The sequence below is a fragment of the Pseudomonas vanderleydeniana genome, from assembly GCF_014268755.2.
Classification (GTDB): domain Bacteria; phylum Pseudomonadota; class Gammaproteobacteria; order Pseudomonadales; family Pseudomonadaceae; genus Aquipseudomonas; species Aquipseudomonas vanderleydeniana.
The window spans coordinates 4525953-4551347 of sequence record NZ_CP077093.1 but is presented as its reverse complement, the minus strand read 5'-3'; the positions used below and the strand labels follow the sequence as shown (position 1 = coordinate 4551347).

The 25395-nt window shown below is 58.7% G+C and carries 25 protein-coding genes and 2 pseudogenes; 16 read left to right on the top strand and 11 right to left on the bottom strand.

Annotation, left to right across the window (positions count from 1 at the left end; genetic code table 11):
* Positions 1 to 83 precede the first annotated feature (83 nt).
* Positions 84 to 1835, bottom strand: a complete 1752-nt coding sequence (locus tag HU752_RS20250; RefSeq protein WP_189656794.1) for a glycosyltransferase — start codon at positions 1833 to 1835, stop codon at positions 84 to 86.
* Positions 1826 to 3130: a hypothetical protein gene (locus tag HU752_RS20245; protein WP_186688207.1), complete on the bottom strand. Its 1305-nt coding sequence runs from the start codon at positions 3128 to 3130 to the stop codon at positions 1826 to 1828. The genes HU752_RS20250 and HU752_RS20245 overlap by 10 nt, the downstream gene beginning before the upstream one ends.
* A 105-nt stretch (positions 3131 to 3235) precedes the next feature.
* On the opposite strand from HU752_RS20245, the gene HU752_RS20240 reads away from it, so the two are divergent.
* Together HU752_RS20240 and HU752_RS31820 are read left to right on the top strand one after the other, a co-directional pair.
* Positions 3236 to 4396 carry a nucleotidyltransferase family protein gene (locus HU752_RS20240; RefSeq protein WP_186688209.1) on the top strand — a complete coding sequence of 387 codons (1161 nt, stop codon included), beginning with the start codon at positions 3236 to 3238 and terminating at the stop codon, positions 4394 to 4396.
* Between the two features lie 119 nt (positions 4397 to 4515).
* Complete coding sequence (locus HU752_RS31820; protein ID WP_225920034.1) at positions 4516 to 5688, top strand: sugar transferase; 1173 nt, start codon at positions 4516 to 4518, stop codon at positions 5686 to 5688.
* On the opposite strand, the gene HU752_RS20230 is transcribed toward HU752_RS31820, so the two are convergent.
* Positions 5618 to 6550: a class I SAM-dependent methyltransferase gene (locus tag HU752_RS20230; protein WP_186688211.1), complete on the bottom strand. Its 933-nt coding sequence runs from the start codon at positions 6548 to 6550 to the stop codon at positions 5618 to 5620. The two genes, HU752_RS31820 and HU752_RS20230, sit on opposite strands and share 71 nt — an antisense overlap.
* A gap of 225 nt (positions 6551 to 6775) precedes the next feature.
* Between HU752_RS20230 and HU752_RS20225 the strand changes: the two genes are divergently transcribed.
* The 10 genes from HU752_RS20225 to HU752_RS20180 all read left to right on the top strand — a co-directional run bounded on the left by HU752_RS20225 (position 6776) and on the right by HU752_RS20180 (position 18169).
* A complete protein-coding gene (locus tag HU752_RS20225; protein WP_186688213.1) occupies positions 6776 to 7990 on the top strand; it encodes a hypothetical protein in 1215 nt (404 codons plus the stop codon).
* Entirely contained in the window at positions 7990 to 8916 is a 927-nt protein-coding gene (locus HU752_RS20220; protein WP_225920190.1) for an NAD-dependent epimerase/dehydratase family protein, read from the top strand. Before HU752_RS20225 ends, HU752_RS20220 begins: the two co-directional genes overlap by 1 nt.
* Positions 8913 to 10313, top strand: a complete 1401-nt coding sequence (locus HU752_RS20215) for a hypothetical protein (protein ID WP_186688217.1) — start codon at positions 8913 to 8915, stop codon at positions 10311 to 10313. Before HU752_RS20220 ends, HU752_RS20215 begins: the two co-directional genes overlap by 4 nt.
* A 15-nt stretch (positions 10314 to 10328) precedes the next feature.
* Positions 10329 to 12170: an asparagine synthase (glutamine-hydrolyzing) gene (gene asnB / locus HU752_RS20210; RefSeq protein WP_186688219.1), complete on the top strand. Its 1842-nt coding sequence runs from the start codon at positions 10329 to 10331 to the stop codon at positions 12168 to 12170.
* Complete coding sequence (locus HU752_RS20205) at positions 12163 to 13161, top strand: class I SAM-dependent methyltransferase (protein ID WP_186688222.1); 999 nt, start codon at positions 12163 to 12165, stop codon at positions 13159 to 13161. Before asnB ends, HU752_RS20205 begins: the two co-directional genes overlap by 8 nt.
* A gap of 14 nt (positions 13162 to 13175) precedes the next feature.
* Positions 13176 to 14462, top strand: coding sequence for a hypothetical protein (locus tag HU752_RS20200; RefSeq protein WP_186688224.1), 1287 nt, complete (start codon positions 13176 to 13178; stop codon positions 14460 to 14462).
* Positions 14431 to 15213, top strand: coding sequence for a WecB/TagA/CpsF family glycosyltransferase (locus HU752_RS20195; protein ID WP_186688225.1), 783 nt, complete (start codon positions 14431 to 14433; stop codon positions 15211 to 15213). The genes HU752_RS20200 and HU752_RS20195 overlap by 32 nt, the downstream gene beginning before the upstream one ends.
* Positions 15214 to 15227: 14 nt before the next feature.
* Complete coding sequence (locus HU752_RS20190; protein ID WP_225920033.1) at positions 15228 to 16454, top strand: O-antigen ligase family protein; 1227 nt, start codon at positions 15228 to 15230, stop codon at positions 16452 to 16454.
* A 321-nt stretch (positions 16455 to 16775) separates the two neighbouring features.
* Positions 16776 to 17486 (top strand): hypothetical protein, encoded by a 711-nt coding sequence (locus tag HU752_RS20185; RefSeq protein WP_186688226.1) that lies wholly within the window; start codon positions 16776 to 16778, stop codon positions 17484 to 17486.
* A gap of 56 nt (positions 17487 to 17542) precedes the next feature.
* Positions 17543 to 18169, top strand: a complete 627-nt coding sequence (locus tag HU752_RS20180) for a hypothetical protein (RefSeq protein ID WP_186688227.1) — start codon at positions 17543 to 17545, stop codon at positions 18167 to 18169.
* Between the two features lie 89 nt (positions 18170 to 18258).
* Here the strand turns inward: HU752_RS20180 and HU752_RS20175 are convergent, their stop codons facing one another.
* The 6 genes from HU752_RS20175 to HU752_RS20150 form a co-directional block, all read right to left on the bottom strand.
* Positions 18259 to 18624: a DUF6124 family protein gene (locus HU752_RS20175; RefSeq protein WP_186688228.1), complete on the bottom strand. Its 366-nt coding sequence runs from the start codon at positions 18622 to 18624 to the stop codon at positions 18259 to 18261.
* 431 nt (positions 18625 to 19055) lie between these two features.
* Positions 19056 to 19571 (bottom strand): hypothetical protein, encoded by a 516-nt coding sequence (locus HU752_RS20170; protein WP_186688229.1) that lies wholly within the window; start codon positions 19569 to 19571, stop codon positions 19056 to 19058.
* 37 nt (positions 19572 to 19608) lie between these two features.
* Positions 19609 to 19863, bottom strand: coding sequence for a hypothetical protein (locus tag HU752_RS20165; protein WP_225920032.1), 255 nt, complete (start codon positions 19861 to 19863; stop codon positions 19609 to 19611).
* 104 nt (positions 19864 to 19967) lie between these two features.
* Positions 19968 to 20345: a TIGR03745 family integrating conjugative element membrane protein gene (locus HU752_RS20160; RefSeq protein ID WP_186688231.1), complete on the bottom strand. Its 378-nt coding sequence runs from the start codon at positions 20343 to 20345 to the stop codon at positions 19968 to 19970.
* A gap of 37 nt (positions 20346 to 20382) precedes the next feature.
* The gene (locus tag HU752_RS20155; RefSeq protein WP_225920031.1) at positions 20383 to 20616 is read right to left on the bottom strand and encodes a TIGR03758 family integrating conjugative element protein; all 234 of its coding nucleotides are present in this window, start codon (positions 20614 to 20616) and stop codon (positions 20383 to 20385) included.
* Positions 20617 to 20618: 2 nt separating this feature from the next.
* Positions 20619 to 20948: an integrative conjugative element protein, RAQPRD family gene (locus tag HU752_RS20150; RefSeq protein ID WP_186688247.1), complete on the bottom strand. Its 330-nt coding sequence runs from the start codon at positions 20946 to 20948 to the stop codon at positions 20619 to 20621.
* 302 nt (positions 20949 to 21250) lie between these two features.
* On the opposite strand from HU752_RS20150, the gene HU752_RS20145 reads away from it, so the two are divergent.
* The 4 genes and pseudogenes from HU752_RS20145 to HU752_RS20130 form a co-directional block, all read left to right on the top strand.
* Positions 21251 to 21433 carry a hypothetical protein gene (locus tag HU752_RS20145; RefSeq protein ID WP_186688249.1) on the top strand — a complete coding sequence of 61 codons (183 nt, stop codon included), beginning with the start codon at positions 21251 to 21253 and terminating at the stop codon, positions 21431 to 21433.
* Positions 21434 to 21481: 48 nt separating this feature from the next.
* Positions 21482 to 22353, top strand: a pseudogene (locus HU752_RS20140) (IS3 family transposase); the annotation flags it as partial.
* A 288-nt stretch (positions 22354 to 22641) separates the two neighbouring features.
* Positions 22642 to 23727, top strand: coding sequence for an IS110 family RNA-guided transposase (locus tag HU752_RS20135; RefSeq protein WP_217838494.1), 1086 nt, complete (start codon positions 22642 to 22644; stop codon positions 23725 to 23727).
* Between the two features lie 16 nt (positions 23728 to 23743).
* Positions 23744 to 24040, top strand: a pseudogene (locus tag HU752_RS20130) (integrase core domain-containing protein); the annotation flags it as partial.
* A 190-nt stretch (positions 24041 to 24230) separates the two neighbouring features.
* On the opposite strand, the gene HU752_RS20125 reads toward HU752_RS20130, so the two are convergent.
* On the bottom strand, positions 24231 to 24635 hold the full coding sequence (locus HU752_RS20125) for a helix-turn-helix domain-containing protein (protein ID WP_186689324.1): 405 nt from the start codon (positions 24633 to 24635) through the stop codon (positions 24231 to 24233).
* A 235-nt stretch (positions 24636 to 24870) separates the two neighbouring features.
* Positions 24871 to 25200, bottom strand: coding sequence for an integrative conjugative element protein, RAQPRD family (locus HU752_RS20120; protein ID WP_186689323.1), 330 nt, complete (start codon positions 25198 to 25200; stop codon positions 24871 to 24873).
* Positions 25201 to 25395 lie beyond the last annotated feature (195 nt).

Below are 25395 nucleotides of genomic sequence, written 5' to 3'. Positions count from 1 at the left end.
GCTGGACGTACTGGCACCACAGCGTCTGACGAATGCCAGTGTCCGGGGAGGGAGGTCGAACAGTGCAAACGATTTTAAAAGTTTCATGGGCTTACGGCGATCAAGGATTTGGGCAGGCCCAGAATTCGTTCGCGGATGATACGAGCGGCAGGAAACAACATCTGCATCTGTCTGCGAGTTAGGAGGCGGGCGCTGTCGACCAGTTGCTCGGCCTGTCCGTGGTCCACTGCCCTTGGCCAATGTCCCAGTGCTGTGTGGCGTACCAGCCAGATCTTGAGGCGACGAGGTAACCAATGGAAAAATGGCGTCATGCAGTGTGGTTCTAGCGGGCACCAGAAATCGGGTGTCTGAATAAAGTAGCGCTCAGCGACGCGTGCCAACTCACTGGCAAAGCGTTCGACACGCTCCGGGTTGCCCACATGCTCAATCACCGAGTTGGAATGCGCGATGTGAAAAGCGCTATTTTCGAACTGACTGAGGTCGCAGCCATCGGCGCATACCGATCGGAAAGGAGACTGCGGTATCTGACTGGCAGGCCTGGTGTTCAGCAACGTGATCGACACACGGCGCGAGGCCAAGTAGTCGGCCGGCAGAATATTCCAATAACGTTGCGTACCACCTACATCCAGAACGTTGACGTAGCCATAGCGGGCGTAGGTCTGCTCAATCATTTCTCGTAATGGTCCGGCACGTCGTCTGCGCAGCCACGTTCCCAGCGCATGCGGGTTGTCATAGTCGGTAAGGTGGACCGCCAGGCGCTTCATCCAGCCAGCCGGACGTTGTCGCTGCACGGCCTGGTTGTAGAAGGCAACCAGCTCGGCGGCCTTGCGTTGCCAAGTAAAACCTTGACGGACTGCCTCGACTACCGTGGCCGGCACAGTGCGCTGCGCGCTCTGTGCGGCACACGCGCCCAGGGCCGGGATGTCGCCCAGGGCGAACACCCCATTCCAGCCGACGGCATCGGTGATCGCGCGGCATCCTTCAATATCTGAGCAGGCGATAGGTACGCCGGCCAGCAGCGCTTCAATAATGACCGTCGGCATACCCTCGCGCTCGGAGGCGAGGACCATTGCTTTGCAACCAGCCATCATCTGCTGGGTCACGGCATCGTCTTGCCAGCCATGAAAGCGGACACGCGAGGACAGGTCCAATTGTGCTGTCAAGGTTTCCAGTCGTGAGCGGTCGACGCCTTGCCCGACGATGTGAAGTACCGCTTTGGTGAGGGGGGGCGTTTTCAGCGCGGCTATGACATCGTCGAGACGTTTGACCGGATCCAGGCGCCCGATAGATAGCAAGGCAGGTTCCCCCTCCAGCGGCACTGGGTGGGTGATGGTCGGCTGGCGATGATCGTCAACGCAGTTGGGAATGGTCAGCACCCGCTTGGGCTGCAAGCCGCGTTGGGCAAGGTCGGTTTCCCACCCCTTATGCAGCAGGACCACAGCGCTCGCGGCACGAACCATCAGGCGCTCAACGGTGCAGTCCCAGAGGCGCTTAAGCCGGCGCAGCCATTTTGAACCGGTATCATAGTAACAGTGCGGGGTGTACACCAGCGGCCGGCCTCGAACGATAGCCAGCAGCGCGGTGAAGGCTGCAAACGGGGTACGGGCGCCATGCACATGCACCAGGTCATGGTCAGCTAGGGCTGCCCATAGGCTAAGATAACCCCCTTGGCGTACGTCGAGGTCGCGGCTGGCTGCATCCACCAAAGGGGCAAGAATAGTAATGCGTGTGGCGTCATCGCTCTGTATTGCGGTGGCCAGACCCTGGATATGACGAGCCACGCCACTGGACAGAGGGAAAAACTCCTTGCTGACCTGCAGAATCCTTATCGCCATGCCACAGAATCCTCACTTTTGGCTTGCTCAAGCCGTTGCAGTAAGTGGGTGAGCCCGTTGGAGTGCTTGGTAAAATGGCTGCGTAACCATCGGTTCTGCGCTTGTCCCATCGTTTGGCGAAAGTCCGGGTCATCGCGCAGGCGCGTATAGAGGATGGCCACTTGCTGAGCTGACTCGGCCTGCAAGGGCGCGGCCATCGCCTGGCGTACCGCGCGGTTGCCTGGTAATTCCAAGTGCAACGTCAATATCCAATGTCCCGCAAGCGCGGCCTCCAGCATGGCAGTGGAACAGTAGCCCACCACCAACTGCGGCAGGGTGCCACGTGGTTGCAATTCTGGGTGCGGTGGGCGGTGAGTAGCGCAGGCTGCTGCACCGCTGTAAGGCTGGCCTTCCTGAGGATGCAGGAGAATGCGGGCATCCGGCACGCAGTGCAGCAACTCATCGGCAAAGTGTGCCAGGGCTTTGCCAATACCCTCGCCCAGTACCTGGGCATGGGTTTGCGAGAGCAGGGCAATGCCTTGAGGGGCATGCGCAGCATTGTCCAGTCCTTCACCCCGGCCCAATGCGTCCTCTACCAGTAGGGTGCTCGACGTGTCATTGGCCTCGAACACCCGGCGACTTGCGTCTCCCCATACAAGGTAGTGGTCGGCCTGGGTCGGAAAGAACTCATCTGTGGCAATGCCGTGTTGAACGCAGATGGTGGCTAGTCCCTGACCAATCGCTGCGCGGCTCATCAGGTCGAAATCGTTGTGCAGCAGTACGACGCCAGCGCGATCTTTCAGCGTGCGCCGTAGGCTGGCGGCCCAGAGTACCCGGCGGGCCAGGCAACTGGCGATCAACAGCGGCTGCCGTTGCCAGAGCGCAGCGATGAACACCCGCAATGCTGAGCGCCAGGCCCCTAAATCGGGCGGCGCCGGTCGGATGCAGGGCAACGAGGGGGATACATCATCAGTGATCAGACGCGGGTGCAACAACACCAGCGGCGCATAGCCTGCCGCTAACACGGTGGGCAGCGCCCGCTTCAGGGTGGACCAACCACTCGCGCCAGCCAGAGTGGTCAACAGGATGGCCTGTTTGGGCCTCGGCGCGTTCAGGTCAGCGCTCGTGCGTCTGAGCAAAAGCCAGCAGTCACGCAGCAGGGCCGCCAGGGCGCGGACTCCGGCGGACATCTGGCTTTTTCCAGCGTGTAGATAGAACAATTCATGGCGTACATCTACTGCATCCGGGCCAAACTGCTGGCGCACGTTTTCAACGTGCTCCGTGAAAGTTTCCCGTAGCCAGGCGGATGACTTCATAGGGTATTATCCAATTTCTCTTATGGCCGCCACGCTACAGCCAGGAAGCTGAATTGCCAACCACGTTCAGCTGTTTGTGTCGTGCACATGGATACATGCCTCGTTATGTCCACGCTCCATTCTTACTGCACCGCCAGCGCCGCCGGACAGAGCGCTGATGAGACTAATGGCGACGGTGTCGAACTGTTGCAGGCAACCTTGTATTTGATGGGGTTCGAGCAGCCATTTACTGCTCCCGCCGTACCCGCCTTGTGCCAATTCATCCGCCACCATGGGGTGGCCGGGCTACTGCAATCCGATAGAGCACAAAGCCAGGCCCCTGAGTGCGTCGCCGCGTTGAAGGTCGAACGTCAGCGCATTGCTTTACGTGCGCTGGCGCTGGCTGCCGGGCTCAAGCGCCTGGTCACTGCATTGACAGTGCACGATCTGCAGCCGCTGGCTCTGAAAGGGCCGGCGCTGGCTGTGCAAGCCTACGGTAATCTTGGCGCGCGGGGCGGTGTGGACTTGGACATACTGTTGCCGTCCGAGCAGTGGGCCGATGCATTGGTCATATTGCAGGACATGGGGTATCGCGTGGCCCCAGGCCAACATTGGCCCTTACCCGATGCCACTCATGAACTGTTGCTGATACACGATAATCAGCCGCGCGTCGAACTACACCGCCGCCTTCTACGACACCAACATCTGCTCCACGCGCCGCAGCAAATCACTCAGGTGCTCGACCTTCAGGGCACCCACGTGACGTGCTTGGCACCGGCCTATGCGCTGCCGTATTTAATTGCCCATGCCAACCAGCATTGTTTCCGCCGCTTGATTTGGCTGATGGATATACATGCGCTGTTGCTGTGTGCCGACTTAGACCATGAACTGCTCGCCAGGCAGTTAAAACGCAGCGGCACCTGCGCGATGCTGGACACCTGCCTCAGCTTGTTGACCCTGCTATTTGGTCTGCAGGTGCCGGCGCCTCTGCAGAAGGTGCGTCGTCCTTGCCAGGCAAGTCGGGAGATGGTCGGGCTGGCTCTAGAGGCGCTGCGCGGCTCATTGAGTGATGATCAGGTGGCGACGGGTCGAGGTTTCTTTAAACGAGTGAGGTTGGACATCGCGTTACAGGACACGTTTTCGGCGCGTTGGCAGGCGCTGACGGGCTGGTTGAGCCCGACGGCAAAAGACTACCAATGGTTGGTGCTGCCGCGCGGGCTGAGCTTCCTTTATCCGTGCGTGCGTCTTTTGCGGTTGGCGTTGCGCAAGCAGGGGCGCGAAGCTTGACTCTAGCCTTCCCCCTCTCTCGTTTACTGGCTCGTGGTCTGAGCGTCGCCCTCAGCCCTTTCTTAATGGGCTGGCTCGTCGATTCCGGGGTAGGGTGCCCAAGCTCCCTAGGCCTTGGTTTGGCTGTTTCAGTTCCGTTCATGGGGCTGGACTGGATGCTGTTACGTCCCCGTCATCGCCTTGCTGAACGCCTTGCCACAGGTATCGGGCAACTGTTTGTGCTGGTGGGTGTGTTGGCCTGTCTGGCAGGCCTGTTCGGCAATTCACTCTCGGTATGGTGGTCGCTAGTCTGGCTGCTGTTGTCCAGCGTCCTGCTTGCTCTGCTGGAAGTGGGCAATGAGCGGGTCGCATTTTGGCGTCTCGGCGTCCCCCGCATGTTGCTCGCGGGCGCTTGCTCACATGTCAATCTGTTCGCGGAACAACTGGGGCAGACCTGCGTTCGCTTGTCGCGCGAAGACGCCCTGTGCTGGATGATGTCGCAGTCCACTGGGCAACTGCCGGAGCGGGTGGTGATTTTCGACACCTGCCTGCACGCTACAATGCCTCACTGCGAGCGATGCTCTTGCCCCGCGTGGCCTGTACAGGACGGGCATGTTCTTTCCTCAGGAGCTGCGGCTGCCAAGCGCTTGTTTGACTGCTTCAGCGCGCTGGTGCTGCTCAGCTGCTGTGCGCCGCTGCTGGTGGTTATCGCGCTGATTGTTCACCTACAAGATGGCGGGCCGGTGTTATTTCGTCAGCAGCGTCTCGGCTTGCACGGTTCGATCATCACGGTGCTCAAGTTCCGCAGCATGCGGGTAGCTGCCGGCAGTGACCTGCTGGCGCCTCAAGCGTGCCTTGATGATCCGCGTATCACGCCATTTGGCAAGTGGATGCGCCACTGGGGCATTGATGAACTGCCCCAGTTGATAAACGTGTTGCGCGGTGACATGTCCCTGGTTGGCCCACGACCCCACGCGGTGGCTCATGACCTGCATTACGGCGCCAAGGTTTGTGGTTACACCGCGCGTCAGGCAACCAGGCCTGGTATTACTGGCCTTGCCCAAATTCGTGGTCGGCGTGGGGAAACCCGCGCCGTATCGGACATGGCTTCACGGGTGAGCGATGACCTTGAGTACATCGCGCGTTACTCGTTTTGGCTGGACCTGTACATCTTGCTAGCCACCCCAATGGCCTTACTGCGCAGTGGCCATCGGCGCTGTGAGCCGGAGGACTCAGTCCCCTTCACAGACGAGCAAGCCGCCACGCCATCCGAGGATAGCCGTTACGCAGACTCAAAGGCCGAATCTGTTTGAGGATGTGAGCTTGTAGGTCGTGCACGGGCGTGGGGAGTGGCGCGACCTCAGGTTTCGCCGTTTCGCCCAGCCTTGCGTACGCGCGCAGATTGCCTTCGTAGATTCCGTAGGCTTCCCGGGACCAATGCTGGACATAAAACCCATTTGCGTTCAGCAATTTCTCAAGCGTTTGTTGGGAAAAATAGCTTCGGTGCGAAACATGCACCTGCAGCAGACCAAGCTCGTGCCAGTCAGCTTCGATATCCGGCACCTCGATCACCAGCCAGCCCTTCGGATCCATCAGTTTGGCTATCCGGGCCAGTGCCTTGCCCGGCTCCTGAATATGCTCCAAAACATGGAACAAGGTGACCAACTGGGGGGCAAAAGGCAGCTGTGTCTCTTCGTCAAGTTTCTCTGGCCGAACGTGTCCGCCCAAGCCGAGCACCTGAACCGCATGATCGTACTGGGGGCCGCCTGGCTCTAGGCCTATGTAGGAATCATAATTGTGGGCACGACAAGCCGCGAGGAAAAATCCCAGGCCGGCACCAACATCCATCACCGATTGGCATTGACCAACAACGGCGCTAATTTCACTAAAGCGATAGCCAGCGATTAACTTGTAATTCCACATCGCTTTGGTCGCGGGTGGTTGTCGCATAAGGCGGGGGTATAGCTGGCCATAGAAGCGCGCTTGGGTATCGTCTTTCATGCCTCGCGCCAGATAAACCAGGCCGCAATGGCGACAGGCCGACAGATTAACTCTCAGAAAATAACGGTCATATCGCCAGATAAGATGCGGGTCGTCTTGGTCGCAGCCAGGGCAGGGAAGCTCGACGAGATGCCGATTGATTTGGCGAAGCTGATTGAGCAGAGAAAATGCCATCTTTGCCTGTTCTCGCATTGAATCGAAGCAGTCCGTAAAAGAATCAATACTCTAACAGTCTGCAAGAGGATGGTAATGGACTGATTCTAACCATTGCTTGCCCCGAACAATGTCAGCACATTGCAGCGGCCCAGTGGCTGTGGCAAATTCTCCTCCTTTGCGACATCACCAAAAGGCCGCTTGCCTTTTTGCAGCTAGGCCCAACAGATTGGAATGATGCAGACAATGCCCACCGCTAGACCTATCACGCCTAACGATGAAATTTCGCTGGCGGAGTTGGCGCTGCGAGCCGTTAAGTTCTATGGACGATTTGGACGCCTTTTGCTGCTACTTGCTTTGCTGGCGGCATGTGTTCTATCAGCCTGGGTAGCCAGTCGGCCTCTGTACAGCGTGTCCGCACTGCTTGAAGTGCCGAAGGTAACGCTTGAAGAGTGGCGACAGGCGCAGTCGTTTCTCTGGGACAAACGCTGGGTTGATCACGCTTTTGGCGGCGATCAGCAAGCGCTCGGGCCTGAGCGCCGTCAGTTGCGTAACCGCGCGCTCAACCCTGAGTACTGGGTCCAGACTGTTCGCTATCGCTCCTCCCTCAACCGGGACGATGCCCGGGATATTCCTGTCGCGCAAATTCAGAGCAGCACAGGTCTTGGCTTGGAGTTCTCCTTGCGGGTACCCGATGAGGAGCAGGCCAGCCTGACCATCAATACCCTCGCAAGTCAAGTGCGCGAAGCTTTTCTGGCCAATGCTCTGATCGACTTGGTGAGGACCAGCCAGGCCGCCCTGGATCATCGGCCACAACTCAAGCTTGAGGTGCTCAAGGCCCAATTCGATATTGAACAGAGCCACCAGCGCATCGCCGACATGCGTCAGTTGCTGGAGCGCTACCCAGATCTACGTCATTTGGAAACCAGCACTCTGTTTTCAGTCAGCGACGGTGGGGGCAAATACCTGTCACCCTTGGCGCAAATTGTTGCCTTGGAAAGCACGGTTTCCGAACTGCAGGCCAAGGCAAGATCGGCTCAGCGTGAACTGGAGAAGCTAGACTGGACCGAGCGGCTTTTGGCTGGCATGGACGAAACGATCCGTAACGCGACCTCAGGGCAGGTGATTCTCGACAAGCTCAAGAGTAATCGTGAAAAGTTGTTCGCGAGCGCGACGCAGCTGGATTCCAGCGCTCGTGAGGCAGCCGAGGATATGAATGTCAAACTCACCCAGGCAGAGTCTCGGCAGCAGGCTATCGGTATCAAGACCCGTTCGGCGATTTCCACGGCACCGGTGTCGCTGCGCAACCCCTTGATAATGGGCGTCGCGACATTCGTGCTGGTGTTCGTGGCGCTGTCCATTTTGCTCGCGCTGCACGTTGCGCTGCATAAAGGGCGTGAAGTGCTGCTGTGGCTGCCCCGTCCGATCCGCAGCAGGCTGATTGTGGAGCCAAGGTCTTGATGCGCCTGTTGGTGACGGGTGGGGCCGGTATGTTGGGCCGCCGTGTCGTTCGGCAATGGCGGGCCGCCGGCGGTGAAGTGGCAGTGCTGGATAATCTCTCCAGCGGCCTTGCGATGCCGCTTGAGGCCAGTTGCACTGTCCAGGCTGACCTTCGCGACGCACAGGCACTGGCCGGCCTCCTGGCCTCCTGGCGCCCCGATGCCATCTTGCATCTGGCGGCGGTGCACCACATTCCCACCTGCGAGATTCAGCGCGCACATTGCCTGGACATCAATGTGGTGGCTACCGAAAGCCTGTTGGCCGCAGCAGAAGCGGCGCTGGTGAATCGTGTGGTTATTGCCTCAAGCGGCGCAGTCTACGGTTGGCAGGAAGGGCCTCTGTCGGAACTGTCCAGCCCCTTGGCAGCCTGTGACAACTATGCCTTGTCCAAATATTGCAACGAGCAGCAGTTGCAATTCTGGTGCGGACGAGGCGGGCACATCGGCCGAGTGGCACGGATTTTCAATGCGGTCGGTCATGATGACCCCAATGCTCATCTGATCCCCGACGTGTTGAAGCAACTGCGCCAATCCAGTGACGGCTCAATACGCTTGGGCAACCTGACACCCCGACGCGACTATCTGCATGCCGATGACATTGCACGAGGTCTGATCGCCCTGCTCAATGACCCGCGTACAGATATACCCTTCGACGTGTTTAATCTGTGTTCGGGGGTGGAGCATTCCGTCGAACAATTGGTGCGGCAACTCGGCGAGATAGTGGGGGTGCAGGTCAAGGTAGACGTTGATCCGGCCCGGCAGCGGAGGGTTGATCGCCCCAGTCAGTTGGGCGACCCCCGACGCACCCTTGAGTTGCTGGGCTGGCAGTCTCGCCTGTCGTTTGCCGAAGCTCTGCGCCTGGTCGTGTTTCCGGACCAGGTGTCTTGAGCGTGGCGCTGAGGCGACCACCTTCGCCCTCTTTTCCAGAACGAAAGGAACCGGCAGGTAACAAAGATTCATTGACGCAATCTCTCATGCTTGCGGCAGCGACTTTTGCCATCGGTCAACTGGCCAACCTCGCGTTCCAGGTCGTTCTGTTGAAGGCGTTGGGAGGCGCCAGCTACTCGGTGGTTGGCTTGGCACACCTGCTGCTGCTGACACTGATTTTTTTGGCCGACCTGGGCTATGGCTCACTGTTTTTGCGTGAAGACCGTAACGCCAGCCACTGGCCCGTTACCTGGCGTTGCGCTCTGGGGCAGCGCTTGCTCGCGACCCTGGTGTTGATGAGCCTTGCCTTGACGGTCTGGTTGTTTTACAGCGATGACCAAGCTGGGCGCCAGTACCTGTTCAGCGCCGCCCCTGCCAGCCTGTTTGCGCTGTTTAATTTTTCTGCGCCGCTCATCGCCGGCGGCCAGCGCCTGAGCGGGCTGATGGCAACGCAAGTTGCTTGGCCGGCGGCTTTGCTGCTGTGGTGGCCGGTTAGCGTCGGTCTGCCCCTTTCACCGGCTGCCAGCGCAGGGATGGCGGTCAGTCTGGGATACTTTGTCCAGGCCACCGTCAATGTCGTCATGAGCGGTCAGCGGCTGCTGTGGTTGCCCTTGTTTGGCAAAGGTCAGTTGGGGGCGGCGCTGCAACTGTGTGCATTAAGTGTGTTCGGCACCTTGCATGACCGACTCACCCCATTTCTTCTAGCGCCCCTGGCACCAGGGTTCATGCCGGTCTTTCTGCTACTCAACCATGCCCTCAGTGGTCTTTCTGGGGTGCAAGGTCAACTGTCCCGTCTGTTGTTGGGGGGGGCCAGCGGCGCGGGTGGTCGCCAGCGGATCGTGGCAGTGGCTTCTTTGCTGGGCTTTGCAACCTCCAATGTGCTTATGCTTGGCGCATTGTTGCAAAGTCTGGATCTGCCGATCGAGTGGCGTCAGTGGCTGGCATTGGCGGGACTGGTGGTGCTGGCCTGGGGGCTGTCTGCTTCCAGCGGTTTTCTTGTGTTGCTGCTGATTGGCGAGCGTCGCGAAGGGCATTTTGTGCGTCCTTTTTTTCTGGGGCTGGCCGCCAGCGCGCTGCTGCAAGTCATCGCCGCCTGCTGTGAGGCGACGGCCTCTGTGTTGTGGGCCAGGGTTGTGGGTATGTTGTTGGTGATGAGCGTATTACTGGTAATGCTCAAGCTGCGCCCGGGGCCTTGGGGGCTATTTGCTTTGCTGGGAACATTGGCAACATGCGCGCTGGGGCAGACGAGCTGGGCCTCCGGCTTGGCTGCCATGCTGGCGGTTCCGATCCTGATCGGTTTACTGGGAGGACGGCCTTGCTACCTGGAACCACGTCGCACAAGGGGGATGGATGAATAGGCGCGAGTACGGCTCATGTGCGGGCTGATCGCCGTACGCGCGCTGAGCGCGGTAGCGGATCTGCAGCAACGGGCGAGCAGAGCGTTGGCCAGCCTGGCCCGTCGTGGTCCTGATGGAGAGGGACTGCTGATGGTCGAGACAGCGCCACCGACGCTGCTCGGGCACCGCCGTCTGGCCATCCTCGATACCAGCAGTTGCGCTAGACAGCCAATGCGTTGCCCGGTCAGTGGTACGGTCCTGGTGTTCAACGGTGCTATCTACAACTTTGTCGAACTGCGTGACGAGCTGCGTGCGCTTGGCTGTGTGTTCGTGACCGATGGTGATACCGAGGTCATGCTGCACGGCTGGCGCATCTGGGGCGAGGGTCTTTTCTCCCGTTGCAACGGCATGTGGGCATTGGTGATCTGGGATGCGTCAAGCGGCGACCTGGTGTATAGCCGTGACCGGTTGGGGGTAAAGCCCCTGTACTTGCACCATGATGGTCAGCAGTTGGTGCTAGCCAGTGAAATCAGCGCCATCGCCCAGATGATTGGCGGTTACCCGGCGCCGAATCCTGATAAGTTGTTTGACTTCTTGCTTACAGGCTTTTCCGAACAGGGCACGGCCACCTTCTTTCAGGGTGTCCGGTCGGTTCCACCTGGTGTGGTCGGGCGCATGACTCGAGCAGGTCGATTTAGTCAGACGCCCTATCACCACTGGCCTGAACCTGGAAACTTCCAGCCTCTGTCCAGTTTGGAACTTCGTGAGCTGGTACAGGACGCGGTGCAGTTGCGGCTGCGGGCGGACGTGCCCGTCGCCAGCCTTCTTTCCGGCGGACTGGACAGCTCTATTATCACCCAGGTGGCGCTTAGCGCCTGCCGACAACCCCGGCGGCGGTTCGATGCCGCGTTCACCTATGGCTACCGTGACGTCGAACAGGTTATGTTCGACGAGTCGGCGCGAGCCTCGCTGTTCATGGCCGAACGTGGTCATGGCGACCGGCATCACGTGCTGCGCTTTGCCCCCATCCCATCGGCTGATGAGCTGATGAATCTGGTCACCGTACAAGGTGAACCCTTCAGTACGCCCTCGGTACTGGCCAGTTTTCGAACCTACCGGGCTATCGCCGATCATGGCGTCAAGGTGGTGCTCTCCGGCGAAGGTGCCGATGAACTGTTCGGCGGCTACTCTGCCCGTTATCACTCTCTGGCTGCCCGGGATGCGCTCTGGTCCGGACAGCTGATGCAGTTGATTCAACGATTGAGGCAGCGCACGTTTCCTGTCAGCTTGCTCTTCAACCGTCTGGCCTGGGACCTGCCATCCGCACTGTTGGGGCCGCTATTGCGTCGCCATCGTCCCAGTGTTGGAGTGATGAGCGCCGAGTTGTGGGAGTCTCAGCACCAGCGGCTGGAGCTAATACGTGAGCGGATGTCCAGTCCCTTGGAAAGGCGCATGCGCGAGGACCAGCTGGACAATCTATTGCCCATGGCACTGCGTATGGCCGATCGCAACAGCATGAGTGCTGGCATCGAACTGCGTAGCCCCTTTATGGACTATCGCCTGGTCGAGCGAGCGTTTCGTACGCCGGCCCAGGAGCGGATAGGCGTAGGCCTCTCCAAGGCCCTGCTGCGCGATGCCTTCAAGGGGGAGTTACCGGATCGGCTGGTCGCTGCACCGAAAAATACCGGATTCGGCCATGCCGAACAGTTCTTGGTAGCGCAGTTGCCTTGGTATGAGCTACTGCAGGACCTGCCCTCGCAACTGAATGACCTCATCGACCTGCAGGCGCTGCGTTCGCACTTGGCCAGGCCGCCATGCCACAGCACGCTGTGGCAGGCACTGTCCGTGGCGCTCTGGTACCGGAGCATTTATGCCTGAACATTTCCACGCGGATTGGCTGGCGCCGGATACAGGTCAGTGCCGCGTGTGTGGTAGCAGCGTTGCACAGCGCTACTTCTGGCACGAGGTCTATACACATTCAGGCCAGGCTCTGATGCGCTGCGGCTATTGCGCAACGGTCTATCTGGCTCCAGGCTTCAGTGCAGCCGGGCTTGAGCGCTTTTACACCGGGCCCTATCGTCGCTTGTTTCCTGCAGAAGTGCCCTGGCGCAATAGGGCCCGTTTTTTTTCCTGGCGTGGGGATACCGATGTGGCGCGCGAACGCTTTGCGCTGATTGACGCCAAGCTGCCGCCACAAGGGCGGCTGTTCGAAATGGGCGCAGGTTTTGGGGCCTTTCTCGGGCAGGCCGCGCAGCAGCGACCCGATTTGCAACTGAGCGCCAGTGAGCCGGACATCGCGCAACGTCAAGCCTTGACCGGCCAGGCTTCGGTGCACTTTGTCGAGAGCTTGGCTGCCCTGCCGGAGCAGAGCCTGGATGGCGTTGCGGCCTTCCATGTACTCGAGCACCTGATCGACCCCCGTGGTTTTCTTGAACTGGCCGCTCAGCGGCTTCAAAGCGGTGGGCGCCTATGGCTGGAGGTACCCGACCTTATGAGCGAATGGCAGACCCGGCTGTTCGTCCATCCGGCTCACTTGAGTTACTTCTGTGCCGACAGCCTGCGGCGCCTAGCTGAAGCGGCCGGTCTGCAGGTTCTATACTGCGGGGCCCATCCCGTCTGTGCGTTGGCGGGGACGCTGTGGTTGGAGGCGCTGCGCACAACGCCGCCGGTGTGTCGGCCTGTGTCGCCGGCAGCGCAACAGCAGGTGGAGGCTGTCGATCAATGGATTGCACGGGTCGGCTGGGGGTACAGAGACCGGATCAAGGCGCTGTTAAAAGCGCTGGGGCTGCGTGTTCTGGGGCCAGGCCTTATAGGCGAGTGGCAGCGCTGGCTACAGCATCGTCGTCACTTAAAGCGGGGGCGGCGATGAGATACAGGATTGTGTTGCTGATCATCCTCTGGATGCACCTGGGCGACCTGGTCAGTGCCTGGCTATATGGCGACGGGGCATGGCCGGGAGTAGGGGTACTGCGCTACCTGCGTGACGGACTGGTAGTGGTGCTCGCCGGTTGCTGCCTGCTCAGCACTCGCTTGCCGAGTCGCCTGTTGCTACCACTGGTGGCCTACTGCGCCGTCGCGCTGTGCTACCTGTTGGCCAACAGGGCGAACATGTCAACGAGCATCCTAGTGGGTTCTTACGGCACGCTGATGATTCCCGTGCTTTTTTTTCTGCTGGGGTTCTACTGCGTACGCCAACCTGAACAGTTGCGAGGATGTGTCAGTTTGCTGGTGCTGCTGGGCATTGCCAGTACTTTATTTGGCATCTGGGAGCAGCAGAACACCACGTTTTGGACCGAGACGATTGGCTATCCCCGTTACATGCGAGATATCAAGGGCATGGCGTTGGGCGCCAATTGGGAAACTGGCTTGCCGTGGAACTTCTACGGCGGTGTTGATCTAGAACGCCGTGCGGCGGGTCTGTTGGCGGCACCGTTGGCGCAGGGAATGTTTCTGGCGGTTGTGGCCGTGGCTGCGATCGCCTGGTCGCAGCGACGTACTGGCTACTTCAGTCTGCTGCTGAGTTGCCTGCTGTTTGTGGGCGTATGGATGTCGGGTACGCGCGGCGCCATGCTGGCCGGCAGCTTGGCTTTGATCGGTTACTTGGCCAGTGGTAGCTCACTGTTTCGTTACCGCGCGATACGCTGGTTGATCGCAGCTATCGTCTGCTGCGCCATAGCGATGGTGTCCTACAGCGTCGTCCAGATGAGCATCAATTTTCTCGACGGCTCAACGATCGGCCACTGGAAGGCCTTGCAGAAAAACTTGTTGGATCTGCCTAACGTGCTGTTGCTGGGCGCAGGGATCGGTGCTCAGGGCGCGCAGACGGCTCAGCAACAACAGACGCTGATTGGAGGAGGTGAGGGGGCCATCTTCAGCATTGCGTTCCAACTGGGCCTGCCCGCCGCGCTGCTGTTTCTCTGGTTCTACCTAAACATCTCCTTGGCCTTATGGAATCGTTATCGTCAGCAAGCTGAACCAATACTGCTGGCCATGTTCTGGTTGACGCTGGGCCTGGCCACCACCTTAATCAGCTCCGAGCATCTGCTTACCGTCTCCGGTACGGGGGCCTTCTGGCTACTTTGCGGAGCCACGCTGCGCAGCACCTCGCCCACTCGCTATCACACAGAGCCCATCATCGATGAACAGCACTCCGAATCGTCGCCGCATTGAGTTTCTAGGGTGTCCTCTGGACCTTCTCAGTCCGCAAGACATAATCGAACAGGCCAAACTTGCCCTCGTGGGGGGTAAGCGTCTGCGCCTGGAAGGGCTCAACGTTGCAAAGCTTGTCGATGCGCGCGCCGCACCTTGCCTGATGCAGGCTCTGCATCAGGCAGAGCATATTCATATCGATGGCGCGGGGATTTCTCTGGGACTCAAGGTGTTGGGCGTCGAAGCTCCCCCGCGGTGCGCGGGTATCGATCTGATGGGGCTTCTGTGTGAAATGGCTGCTGCGACCGGTGCTTCGGTTTATCTGCTCGGAGCACGCCAGGAGGTGGTTGAGTTGACGGCAGAGCGTTTGCTAACACGCTATCCCGGCCTGCGTATTGCCGGTCTGCGCAATGGTTACTTCTCAAGCAGCGAAGAGGCAGACGTGATTCGGGAGGTCCGCGACAGTCAGGCGGATATGCTGTTTATCGGCATGAGCTCCCCCCGAAAGGAACTGTTGCTGCAAACCCATTGGTCAGACCTAGGTGTAAAGGTTGGCATGGGGGTTGGTGGTTCGTTCGACGTGCTCTCCGGTCAGCTACCTCGAGCGCCGCGCTGGGTCCAGCGGATTGCTATGGAGTGGTTGTTCCGCCTGTTGCTGGAACCTCGCCGTCTGCTCTGGCGTTATGTTTATAGCAATAGCATCTACTTATTATTACTGGCCGCTACCCGTATGGGACTTACGAGGCGTAGCAAGGTCAGAGTTCAGAGCTAAGAGCAGCAATCACCATGTTTTCTTCATCCTTGCGTACTCTGCTGTCCCGCCCTGGCCTAGCCTTTTTGTCGCTGGGGCTGTTCGTACAACTGAGCGGTTTTCTATTCAATAACGATGGCAGCCACCGGGCCACGCAGGTTTACCTGTTGCTGTTCTTACCTGCACTGATTCTGCTCGTTGCCAAACGATGTGCGCTTTCTTTTTGGCGTCAACCCTGCGCTCAGGTGCTACTGGCACTACTGGCCTGGGTGGTGCTACGCAGTTGCTTTGGCGATTCTCTGAAGGCTCCGGGCTATCTGCTGAAGCTGGTGCTACTTATCTTGCTCTATGTGTTGGTGATTGGTCATCTGCTAAATCGAGCTGTTATAGAGGTACCCTTGGCTCTTGCGGTGCTAGTCGCCTGCTGTTTTGCTTGGCTGACACTAATTGTTCAGTTCGTTGTTCTGGATAAGTCGATGGCCTATGAGGTACTCAGAAGCACTGGTCGGCTGCGAGAGTTGGGTTGGCATGGTTTTGCGAATTTATCGCACCCAGTGCCAGCTGGCCTTTACTACGGGATCTTTACAGTTCTGCTGCTCAGCGTTCTGGTGGAGCGAGAGCTCGCTGCATGGGCCTGGCTGCCTCTCATGGTGGGCCTTGCAGGCTTGTTAGTGTACGTGCTCTTCACCTTCTCGCGTGGCGCTTGGTTCTCAACCCTGGCGGGTAGTCTTACCCTGCTGCTGCTAAGTCCTCACCGGCGTGCTCGAGTCATGCTCTGGGTCGGAGCACTGCTGATACTAGTAATGATGACGGTGTTCTGGTCCCGGGTTGAGCATGAGTGGGTCCTCGGCACCAGCCAGCGTGGTCCGATATGGCTAAGCTGGCTCGCCCGCTTGCCCGACTTCTGGGTTCTGGGTGAGGGTGCTGGAGCACGCTTTATCTATCAATATCCGTGGGGCGATATCGTGTATCACGCCCACAGTCAGTACTTGCAACTTTGGTTCGAATACGGAATTGGCGGCTTTATCTTGTTCTTGCTGCTGCTCGGCACTGCGCTGCACAAGGCATGGCGGTTGCGTGCCGATCCCGCTGCCCGCGTGACCCTAGCAACATTGGTGTTTGCCCTGGTGGCGATGGTGTCGGATATCTCAACCGTGTTTACCCGACCCAACGTCTATTGGGTGGTGTTTTGGTTGCCGATCGGGCTGAGCATCGGATTGCAGGCGCCGTTAGGAAAGTTGCAAGGACGTCCGGTGGCTTGAACTCCACGGCTTCATGTTCCATCGACGTTCGGACTCTAGCCACCACGACAGGCGCGGACAATTTTCTCCCGCGCCTCTACGGCGTAGGAAATCGGCACAATTGTGCAAGGCTATCTCGTGCTATACCCCGTGTTGCAGAGTGATGCTCGTGGACGGTCAGTGATGAGGTCGAACGCATGCGACAGGGGGGCGATGGTCATCAGGATGCAGCACCTCCTGTCATGGGCATCCCCTCCCTCGAGCCCATCACACCCGTTCGCTTCCCCGCGACAGAGGGTGGACCATAGTGCGCTCGCTGATACTGCAAAGGACGCTTGATCTGTGCACACCTACTTCCCGACGTTCTGGCCCAATGGCCCAAACGTTGATCACAGTGCTGCGACTGTCCATCTTAGCGAGCTCTTACCTGCCGTCGGCACCACCACCGCGGCCTACTTCGAAAGGTCTGATCGTGTGCAGGTCGGCGAAACGATCCGCCTCATCTGGAACCCACCAGTTTCAGACCTCAACGGCTGGAGTGAGCAACCCTCCGAAATTGCCTTGAGCTACCTGCTGATTGCCATCGTGGTCAGCGATGCCAGCGCCCCCATACGAACAGCGCGTGATCCTCGATTTCTGCATGAGGGCAAGCAGACGCTCGCGCTTGAGATACTCTCCTGTGAGCGGCTACTGACCGTCTTGAAGGCATCACCGGCGGGCTCAGGCGATTGGCGCTTGCTGGAGATTGGAGGAGAGCAGGGCGTCCATCTGGCCTGGGACGAAGTGTCCTGGTGCGGCAAGGCGACTGTGGAAGGGCTCATTTATCTCACCGCGAATACGCGTAATGAGACCTCTCTGGCGCTACTCTTGGCGCCAGACGGCGACGAGATCATGGGGCTCTTTTCACTGCACATTGACCCTGGTGGGTCTGAGTTCGGTTTTGGCAGAAGGCGCTTGACGGCTGATGAGAAACGATCCGTCCAGCGGGCCCTGGATAGAGCTCATCTGCTGCACGACACCCAGCCGGCCTACCTCGTTACAGGCGACACATAGAACGCGAGACTCGACACTTCGGCTGCGACTTCAATCGGAACAAAAGGAGAGGGACGATGACCAGGTTTAACGTGAATTTCGCTGTCGATGACATGCAAGGCAAGACCGTGCTGGTCTTTCTCAAACCGCAAAACCCGCAGCGCGACTACCGGATACATGCTTGGCAGGTCTTGACGGGTTCGGCGGGCTCCACCGAGTCGTTCCTCTACGAGAAGGTGATAGGAACCGATGTGACTTCATACGGCGACAGGCCCGATCAAACGGTTGTCTCGGAACGTCGGATTATCCATCCCGGCATGCTCCTGGATGTGGTCAATCCTGGTAGCTGGTCATCGCTGAACCTGGTGCCGGGCTCGGCCTCATTGGCGTTGGAAAAGCTGACACCTCAGCAATGCGGGGTGATCAACAAGACCAAACCGTTCATCCAGTTTGACAGCAACTGGTACGTCAGCGACCACCCAGTCGTCACCATGCCTCATGTGGATGCGTTGATGACGGTGAGCTTCGAGTATCTGCCGTGCTTCTACTTCATGGTGGCAACACCACCGCTGGCCGGACAGACCTACATCGTGCAGAACTTCTCCGACATGACCCAGTACATCCTGCCTCTAACGGCTACTGAGGTGGATGTGACCCTGACCCGTGATCACGGCCTGTGGAACTTCAATTTCGAAGCCCACTGACACAGACACGCGGCGGTGCCCAGTTGCCGTCGCGCTCGCCCGTCCGGGAGAGCGGGAAGCCAGGCTTCCCGTTCCTGCGCTGAGTGCTCTTAGCCGGTAACGCAGAGGGTTTGCTTCTCCAGCAGCAGGTCCATTCGCAGCTGTGCCAGCTCAATCAGGTGTACTACGCCCATGGCGACTCTGCGATTCGAACCGGTCTGGTTGTCGGCATGCTCGTAGGCGGTTGCAGCCGCTGACTGCAGAATTGAATGCAGGTCGAGGAGGGCGTCCTCGTGGCTCAACGAAACCGGGGGCTGTCCAGGTGGCGCAGCTGCCGTAGAGACAGCAAACGCTGGTAAGGGGTTCGGTTGTGCATCTGGCCCCAGGTCATAGTGGGATAGCGCCCGGTCGGCGATGCGAGGATCAATGGTGCCGGCATGACGTGAGGCCGGCGGATTGGGAGTGGGTTTGAACATGGTGTCGCTCCTGTGATGAAGGACTACCACCCACCGCTGTCAAACAGTAAGGGTGGCAGCTGTACGTAGGTTGACAGACCGGACACAGGATACCCGGCGCATCCGAAGATGCCCTGCGCACAGCCGCCATAACACGCAACCGCAGGTGCTACGAAAGCGCCTGCTGAGGTGGTCGGGGCTGTTTGGGCCTGTGCATTTCAGTCTGTCAAAACCGAATCACCGAATTTGCGGTGACGACCGGGAGACTATTTCACCGGAAATGGCAGGCGCAAGCGCTCGAGATTTTCTAGGAAATTTCACTCAAGGGAAAGGGAGTTGTCTGGTCGGGTGTTGAATGGGGTAACTGCTGTCTATCACGACTGACCGTTTCGACCCGAAGCGGAAGTTCGCTTCTCCGAAAAACGGTCGTTCAACCGCGTTCGCAATCAAGGCTAGGCGTTCAGCCAGCTCACTTCAAGAGTAGCTGAGTGAAGTCCTGGTGCAGGCCACCGCTTGCCTTGGAACTGACTCGCATGGACTTGATACGCTTGGGTAGGCCTGAAAATCGCACCGCGCCGAAACGCGTCTGCGCGAAGCCGCGACGAGGCTGCTGAGATTTCGTGCATGAGATTCGCGAAATGAAGGTTGACACCGGAGCGCATTGGATGACTATCCAGTTCCACTTTCCCTGCATGGTAGTCCAAGTCCCATGCGCGCCAAATTGCTTCGGCCTCTACGACCTTGTCCAGTAGGATGACATCGATGGGAGCAAGGTCATAAATTCCATGTTCAGGTGTTGAACCGCCTTCACGGAGCCAAAAGTAGTGTGGCGCGCCTCCGCAATCTGCCACTCCTTCTTCCGGCAGTTCGACCTCTCCATCGTAGCCAAAGTAGCTATAGACGCGCTCAGTTACCATCGTTTTCTCTACTTCATAAATGTCGGCAGTTGGCCGATTCCTGCCCTTCATGAAAGCCCGCTTTCTGCAAGATGCCAACATCACCGACCTATCGCGGCACGACCTCATAGGTCAGCCCCGTCTCTCTGAAAGTGGCCCCCCATTCTGGAAAGCCCGGTTGCGCCTCACAGATCAACTGGATTGATCGACCCTCCGGCTCCTCCCAGATGCGCAGCACACGGGCAATGTCGCCAGGCACTGCATCCCTGAAGCTCAGCCAGTCCGTGAAGGTGATCGCGGCCAGATCGACCGTGATGAGCCTGAGTGTGTCACCGATGGAGAGTGTCATGGGGGAAGTGGGCATGGTCTCGTCATCTGAAGGAGTTCGGCGCATCTCCGACAGCATACGCCTCGGCTGAAACAGGTTTTCAGGGTATCTCCTGGGCCTCGCCACGGTACTGCAACAGATCACAGCACACCAGTGCCCTTGGTCAACAGCCAGATGACGATCACCAGCAACAGGGCACCCACCCCACAGGTCAGGCCGAACTGCCCCCAGGTCTTCTTGCCGGTTTGCACCTCGGAGTAGCAACTGTAGGCGTGGTAGGCCACGCCACAGAACGCCGCTGCAGAAATCGCCAGCGCGACCAGTGCCACGATGTCATAGCCGTAGTTCTGCAAGGTCTGAATGATGCCGTTGCTGTCACCTCGGCTGGGGGCCTCCATCTGTGGCAACCCTGCGTGGCTGCGCGAAGGTGAAAGCATCTGGCCGGCGAGCAGGCCCAGAGTGAAGACCAGCCGGGTGATGTGTCGCGACGGGGAACTGAGGTGGGAGAGGGTGTTCATCAGGATTGCCTCCAGTGTGTTGTGTGCAACGAAAAGGTCAGCGCAGCACCAGAAAGGTGAGCAGGATGTAGATCAGCGCCACCTTGAGCATCAGGCTGAAGAACCTGCCTTGGGACAGATGGCCGGCAGCCCAACCTCGGTACCCATTCAAGATCGCCCAGCCAGCAAAGACCAAGGCCACCGCCAGCACCAGACCGGACAGCAGCAGAGTGCTGTCCGCCGGCGTGAAACCGCCCATGGCTTCAAAGGCGGTCTTCTGCGCTGGGCTCATGCTCATGGCGAGGGATTGGTCTTCTGGGTGTAGTCACCGGTCAGCTCTGATAGGTCGCTGGGCTGTACACGTGACGGCGTGAGGTGCTCGACGATGCCCTGGCGAACCAGCTCCAGTTCGGCCGAGAGGCGGGAATAGTCGAAGGTGTAGCGCGCTTGCTCATCCGTGGGCAGAGCAGCACTGGCTTGCACCTGCTGCATCACGACCTCGAGCTGGCGCAGCAGACCCTCCAGGTGCGCGCGTTCCTGGTCAGTCGGTTGGGCCTGCACCCGGTCTGCGCTAAAGGACGCTGAGAGCGCGATCAGGCGAAGGTGTCTCATGGTCAGGGGCATAACGGCGCTCCACTCGAAGAATGTTCACCGAGCGTGCCGTAGGCAGCAGCAGAGGGCAGCAGGAAAACGGGATCGGGAGGCGTGGGTTTCTGGCTCAATCCGCTACCTGGCTTCAAGGGGGATGGAGGAAGCTAGAAAGGGCCACAAGTGTTTCTGATTGTGAGGATTACCTACATCTACCTTGGCGAACATGAAGGAGGTAGTGATACTTCTGCTTGATTCTAAATCTTGGTGCAGAAGCCTTGGGCTCGATAAAGGCAGGGCGTTGGTCGGGATAGCGTCGAGCGACAAATGAGGTGATTATGAATATCAGTGAAGTTTTTGAGTACTCGATGGAAGGGTTTTCCGATGAGGACGAAGACGCTTCGATTGAATGCGTGGCAGCGCTAAGCAACGAAATGTCGGAGCTATCGCGTAAAGTCCTGAATGGTGAAGATGTTAATATCGAGCCTTCTCGCGTGCATACCTATGTAGTGGTCTACTAACCCCGGACACCTTTTTAGGCGAGAATGATCGCCATACAGAGGTGTTCGATGAGCAGACAACGACGTACTTTCACCCCGACTTTCAAGCGCGAGGCTGCCAGCCTGGTGCTTGACCAAGGCTACAGCTGCCCCGAGGCCGCCAGGTCCCTCGACGTGGGTGAGAGCTTATTGCGCCGCTGGGTTGCCCAGTTGCAACTGGAGCGCGGAGGCGTTACGCCCACTGCCAAGGCGCTCACGCCGGAGCAGCAGACCATCCAGGAGCTTCAGGCCCGCATCAACCGGCTGGAGCTTGAGAAGAAAATCTTAAAGGAGGCCACTGCGCTCTTGATGGCCGAGGAGCACGGGCGCAGACGTTGAGGTCGATTCGGCAGTTGGCCAAGCATTACCCCGTTCAATTGTTGTGTTCGGTCTTCGAGCTGCCCCGATCTTGTTACTACGCCCATCTGGCCCGGTGTCGTCGTATCGATGTGCGCCGAGTGAGCCTGCGCAGCCGCGTCAACGAGCTGTTCAGCCAAAGTCGTAGCTCAGCGGGTAGCCGCAGTCTCGTTGCCATGCTCCGGGATGAAGGCGTCGAGGTCGGGCGCTTCAAAGTCAGAAGATTGATGAAGGAGCAGGGTTTGATCAGCAAACAGCCTGGTTCTCATGCGTACAAGAAGGCCACGGTTGAGCGCCCCGACATTCCCAATGTCCTTGATCGGCAGTTCACCGAGGCAGCGCCGAATGTGGTCTGGTGCGGTGATATCACCTATATCTGGGCACAGGGGCGATGGAGTTACCTGGCCGTTGTCCTGGACTTGTACAGCCGCAGGGTGGTGGGCTGGGCGATGTCCGCCAAGCCTGATGCCGAACTGGTCGTCAAGGCGCTCGAGAGGGCTTACGAGATGCGCGGCAGACCACGGGGTGTCCTGTTTCACAGCGACAGTAAGAATGTACTGGCCAGTGTTCTCGTATGGTCTGACTCACACAGCGATAGACCGATGATGGATGATCTGGTCGTGAAGTGTCCCGCGTGGCCTGACCCACACTCCGATCGACCCTTGTGTCTTTCCCTGGACCTGTCGACCATCCGGGAACACTGCACGTCAAGGTGACCGCCTTGCCGATACATGTGACCCAAGAAGGGCCTGACGCCACGTCACTTTACTGTCTTGTCCAGGTGTCCGGTTGGAGCGGTTCAGTTCGTGCTCGGCGAATCGGAGCAACCAGCCATGCGCAACGTTAAAGTCAGCAGTGTTTCGAGACAGGTCGTAGGCGGTGTAGATACCCATAAAGATCTGCACGTCGCTGCAGTCGTAGATGAACAGGATCGTATCCTGGCCAGCGAGAGCTTTGCGACTACTCGTCAGGGCTACAAACAAATGCTGACGTGGATGTGCTCGTTTGGTGAGGTGGTGCGAGTGGGCATCGAGTGCACCGGCACGTACGGCGCAGGCCTATTACGTTACTTGGAACAAGCTGGAATCGCCGTCCTTGAAGTTACTGCACCTGATAAAAGTGACAGGCGCAAGCGGGGCAAAGATGACACCCTTGATGCTGGAAATGCCGCACATGCGGCCTTCGCTGGTATTCGTACCGTTACCCCAAAAAAACGAGACGGTATGGTCGAATCGTTACGCGTGCTCAAGGTGTGTCGGAAGACGGCCATACAGGCCAGGCGCATTACCTTGCAACTGATCCAGAACACTATCGTTAGTGCGCCTGATGAGCTACGTGAATCATTACGCACGTTGACCCGCATGCAACTGATTAGAACGCTGGCAGCATGGCGTCCAGATCTATCAAGCTATCGTCAAGTCGCGTCCGCCTACCGGATTGCCCTGAAGTCGCTGGGGCGGCGTTATCTCGAGCTGCATGACGAAATAGCGGACTTGGATGTGATGATTGCAGCCTTGGTTGACGATCTTGCACCAGAGTTGGTTTCCCGAAATGCCATTGGTTACGAGTCCGCTGCCCAGTTGCTACTGACGGCAGGCGACAACAGCGATCGTTTCCGCTCAGAGTCCAGCTTCGCGGCCTTATGTGGGGTTAGCCCAGTCCAGGCCTCTTCAGGGAAGGTCACCCGGCATCGCCTGAATCGAGGTGGTGATCGTGCCGCGAACAGTGCGCTGCATATCATCGCTATCGGACGGCTTCGGACAGACGCCCGAACGCAGGCTTATGTCAGTCGACGTCTCGCAGAGGGACATTCGAAGCTGGAAGCTATCCGCTGCCTAAAGCGCTACATCGCACGGGAGGTCTACAGCATTATCCAGAGGCGAAATAGCATCATCAACCAAAGCGCAGTATCCACTTGACACTTAGAAGGGCGTCCAAGGCAGTCAATATGGCAGTCGTAGTTTTCGCCAGCGGCTCTGGCGTTATCGGATGACCCAAAGCATGAGCCGACGGGGAAATTGTTACGACAACGCACCCATGGAGCGGCTGTTTCGTAGTTTGAAAACGGAGTGGGTGCCGACGGTGGGTTACAAGACGACAGCGTTGGCCGAGCAGGACATCGGCCGTTACCTCATGCAGCGGTATAACTGGACAAGGCCGCATAAGCACAACAGTTTCGTACCGCCGGCGGTTGCGGAAGAAAAACTCAATTCTGTGTCCGGGAATTGTTGACCACTACACCTATTCCTTCGAATAACCTAGACCGACTCGCTGTGATTGGTAGCATCCTTGATCCGCCTCTGAGCGGCGCGTGTTCGTTCATGCCAGCCTGTATGGCTATGACTGGATGTCACAGTACGCCTGCTCGCTGTGAACCTGATCGCAGCCAGACTCGAACCTTGATTCTGAATCGCGACAGCGACTAATCGGCAAAGCAGAGCTCTGTTTGCTGGATTGAGCCTGTGGAGTTTATGGTTCGAGGCTGAGAGCGACGCTGCGTTGGAGCAGGCTCTTCAACGGACGGGATCTGCAGTTGCTTGAGTACCCCAGAGCGTTTCAGCTCTTCGGCTTCCTGCTCAATACGGCTGACCAGGTTTTCGATGGGCTGACCGCTCTGTGCTCCCAGCGTAATGGCAATCAGCGTCAGTGGGCTCACATTCAGTGCTTCACTCAGGGCCGTGACCATTTCCAGCGTCGGACAGCATTGCCCACGTTCCAGCTTCGAGATGTAGGTGCGACTACTGACTTCGGCCAGCGTTTTCTGTGAGATCCCACGCGTGGCGCGCATGGCTTTGAGGACGGCGGCGAAGGTGGCTTTGAGCGACATGAATCAATCCGTGAGCAGGGCAGCACTGTGTCGGTCAGGAGATCAAAACCGATGAAAATCAACCTCCTGAAGCGGATGAGGCTAGCACAGCTCAGGGCGCTATCGCTTGAGCAGAGGTGCGCTCTTTGGAGAAAAAAGGGAGCACACTTCCCACCATCCCTTGCCATAAGCCATGGCTAACAGACAGTTTTTCACGCGCGTGGAAAGCCTGACCTCAATTGCGCTGGGCTCATGCTCATGGCGAGGGCTCGGTCTCCTGGGTGTAGTGACCGGTCAGCTCTGGTAGGTCTCGGGGCTGAACACGTGACGGCGTGAGGTGGTCGACGATGCCCTGGCGAACCAGCTCCAGTTCGGCCGAGAGGCGGGAGTAGTCGAAGGTGTAGCGCGCTTGCTCATCCGTGGGCAGAGCGGCACTGGTTTGCACCTGCCTCATCACGACCTCGAGCTGGCGCAGCAGACCCTCCAGGTGCGCGCGTTCCTGGGCGGTCGGTTGGGCCTGCACCAGGTCTGCGCTAAAGGACGCTGACAGCGCGATCAGGCGAAGATGTCTCATGGTCAGGGGCATATCGGCACTCCACTCGAAGAAAATCCATCGAGCGTGCCGTAGGCGATAGGACAGGGCAGCAGGAAAACGGGTTTGCGTTGTGTGGGTTTTATGGGCCGATCGGCTTGCAGACCTGCTCGCCGGCGCTGAGCGCTGCTCGGTCGGTTTGGAAAAAACATAGAAAAGCCCGAACGAGTCGGGCTGAAGTAGGGCTGG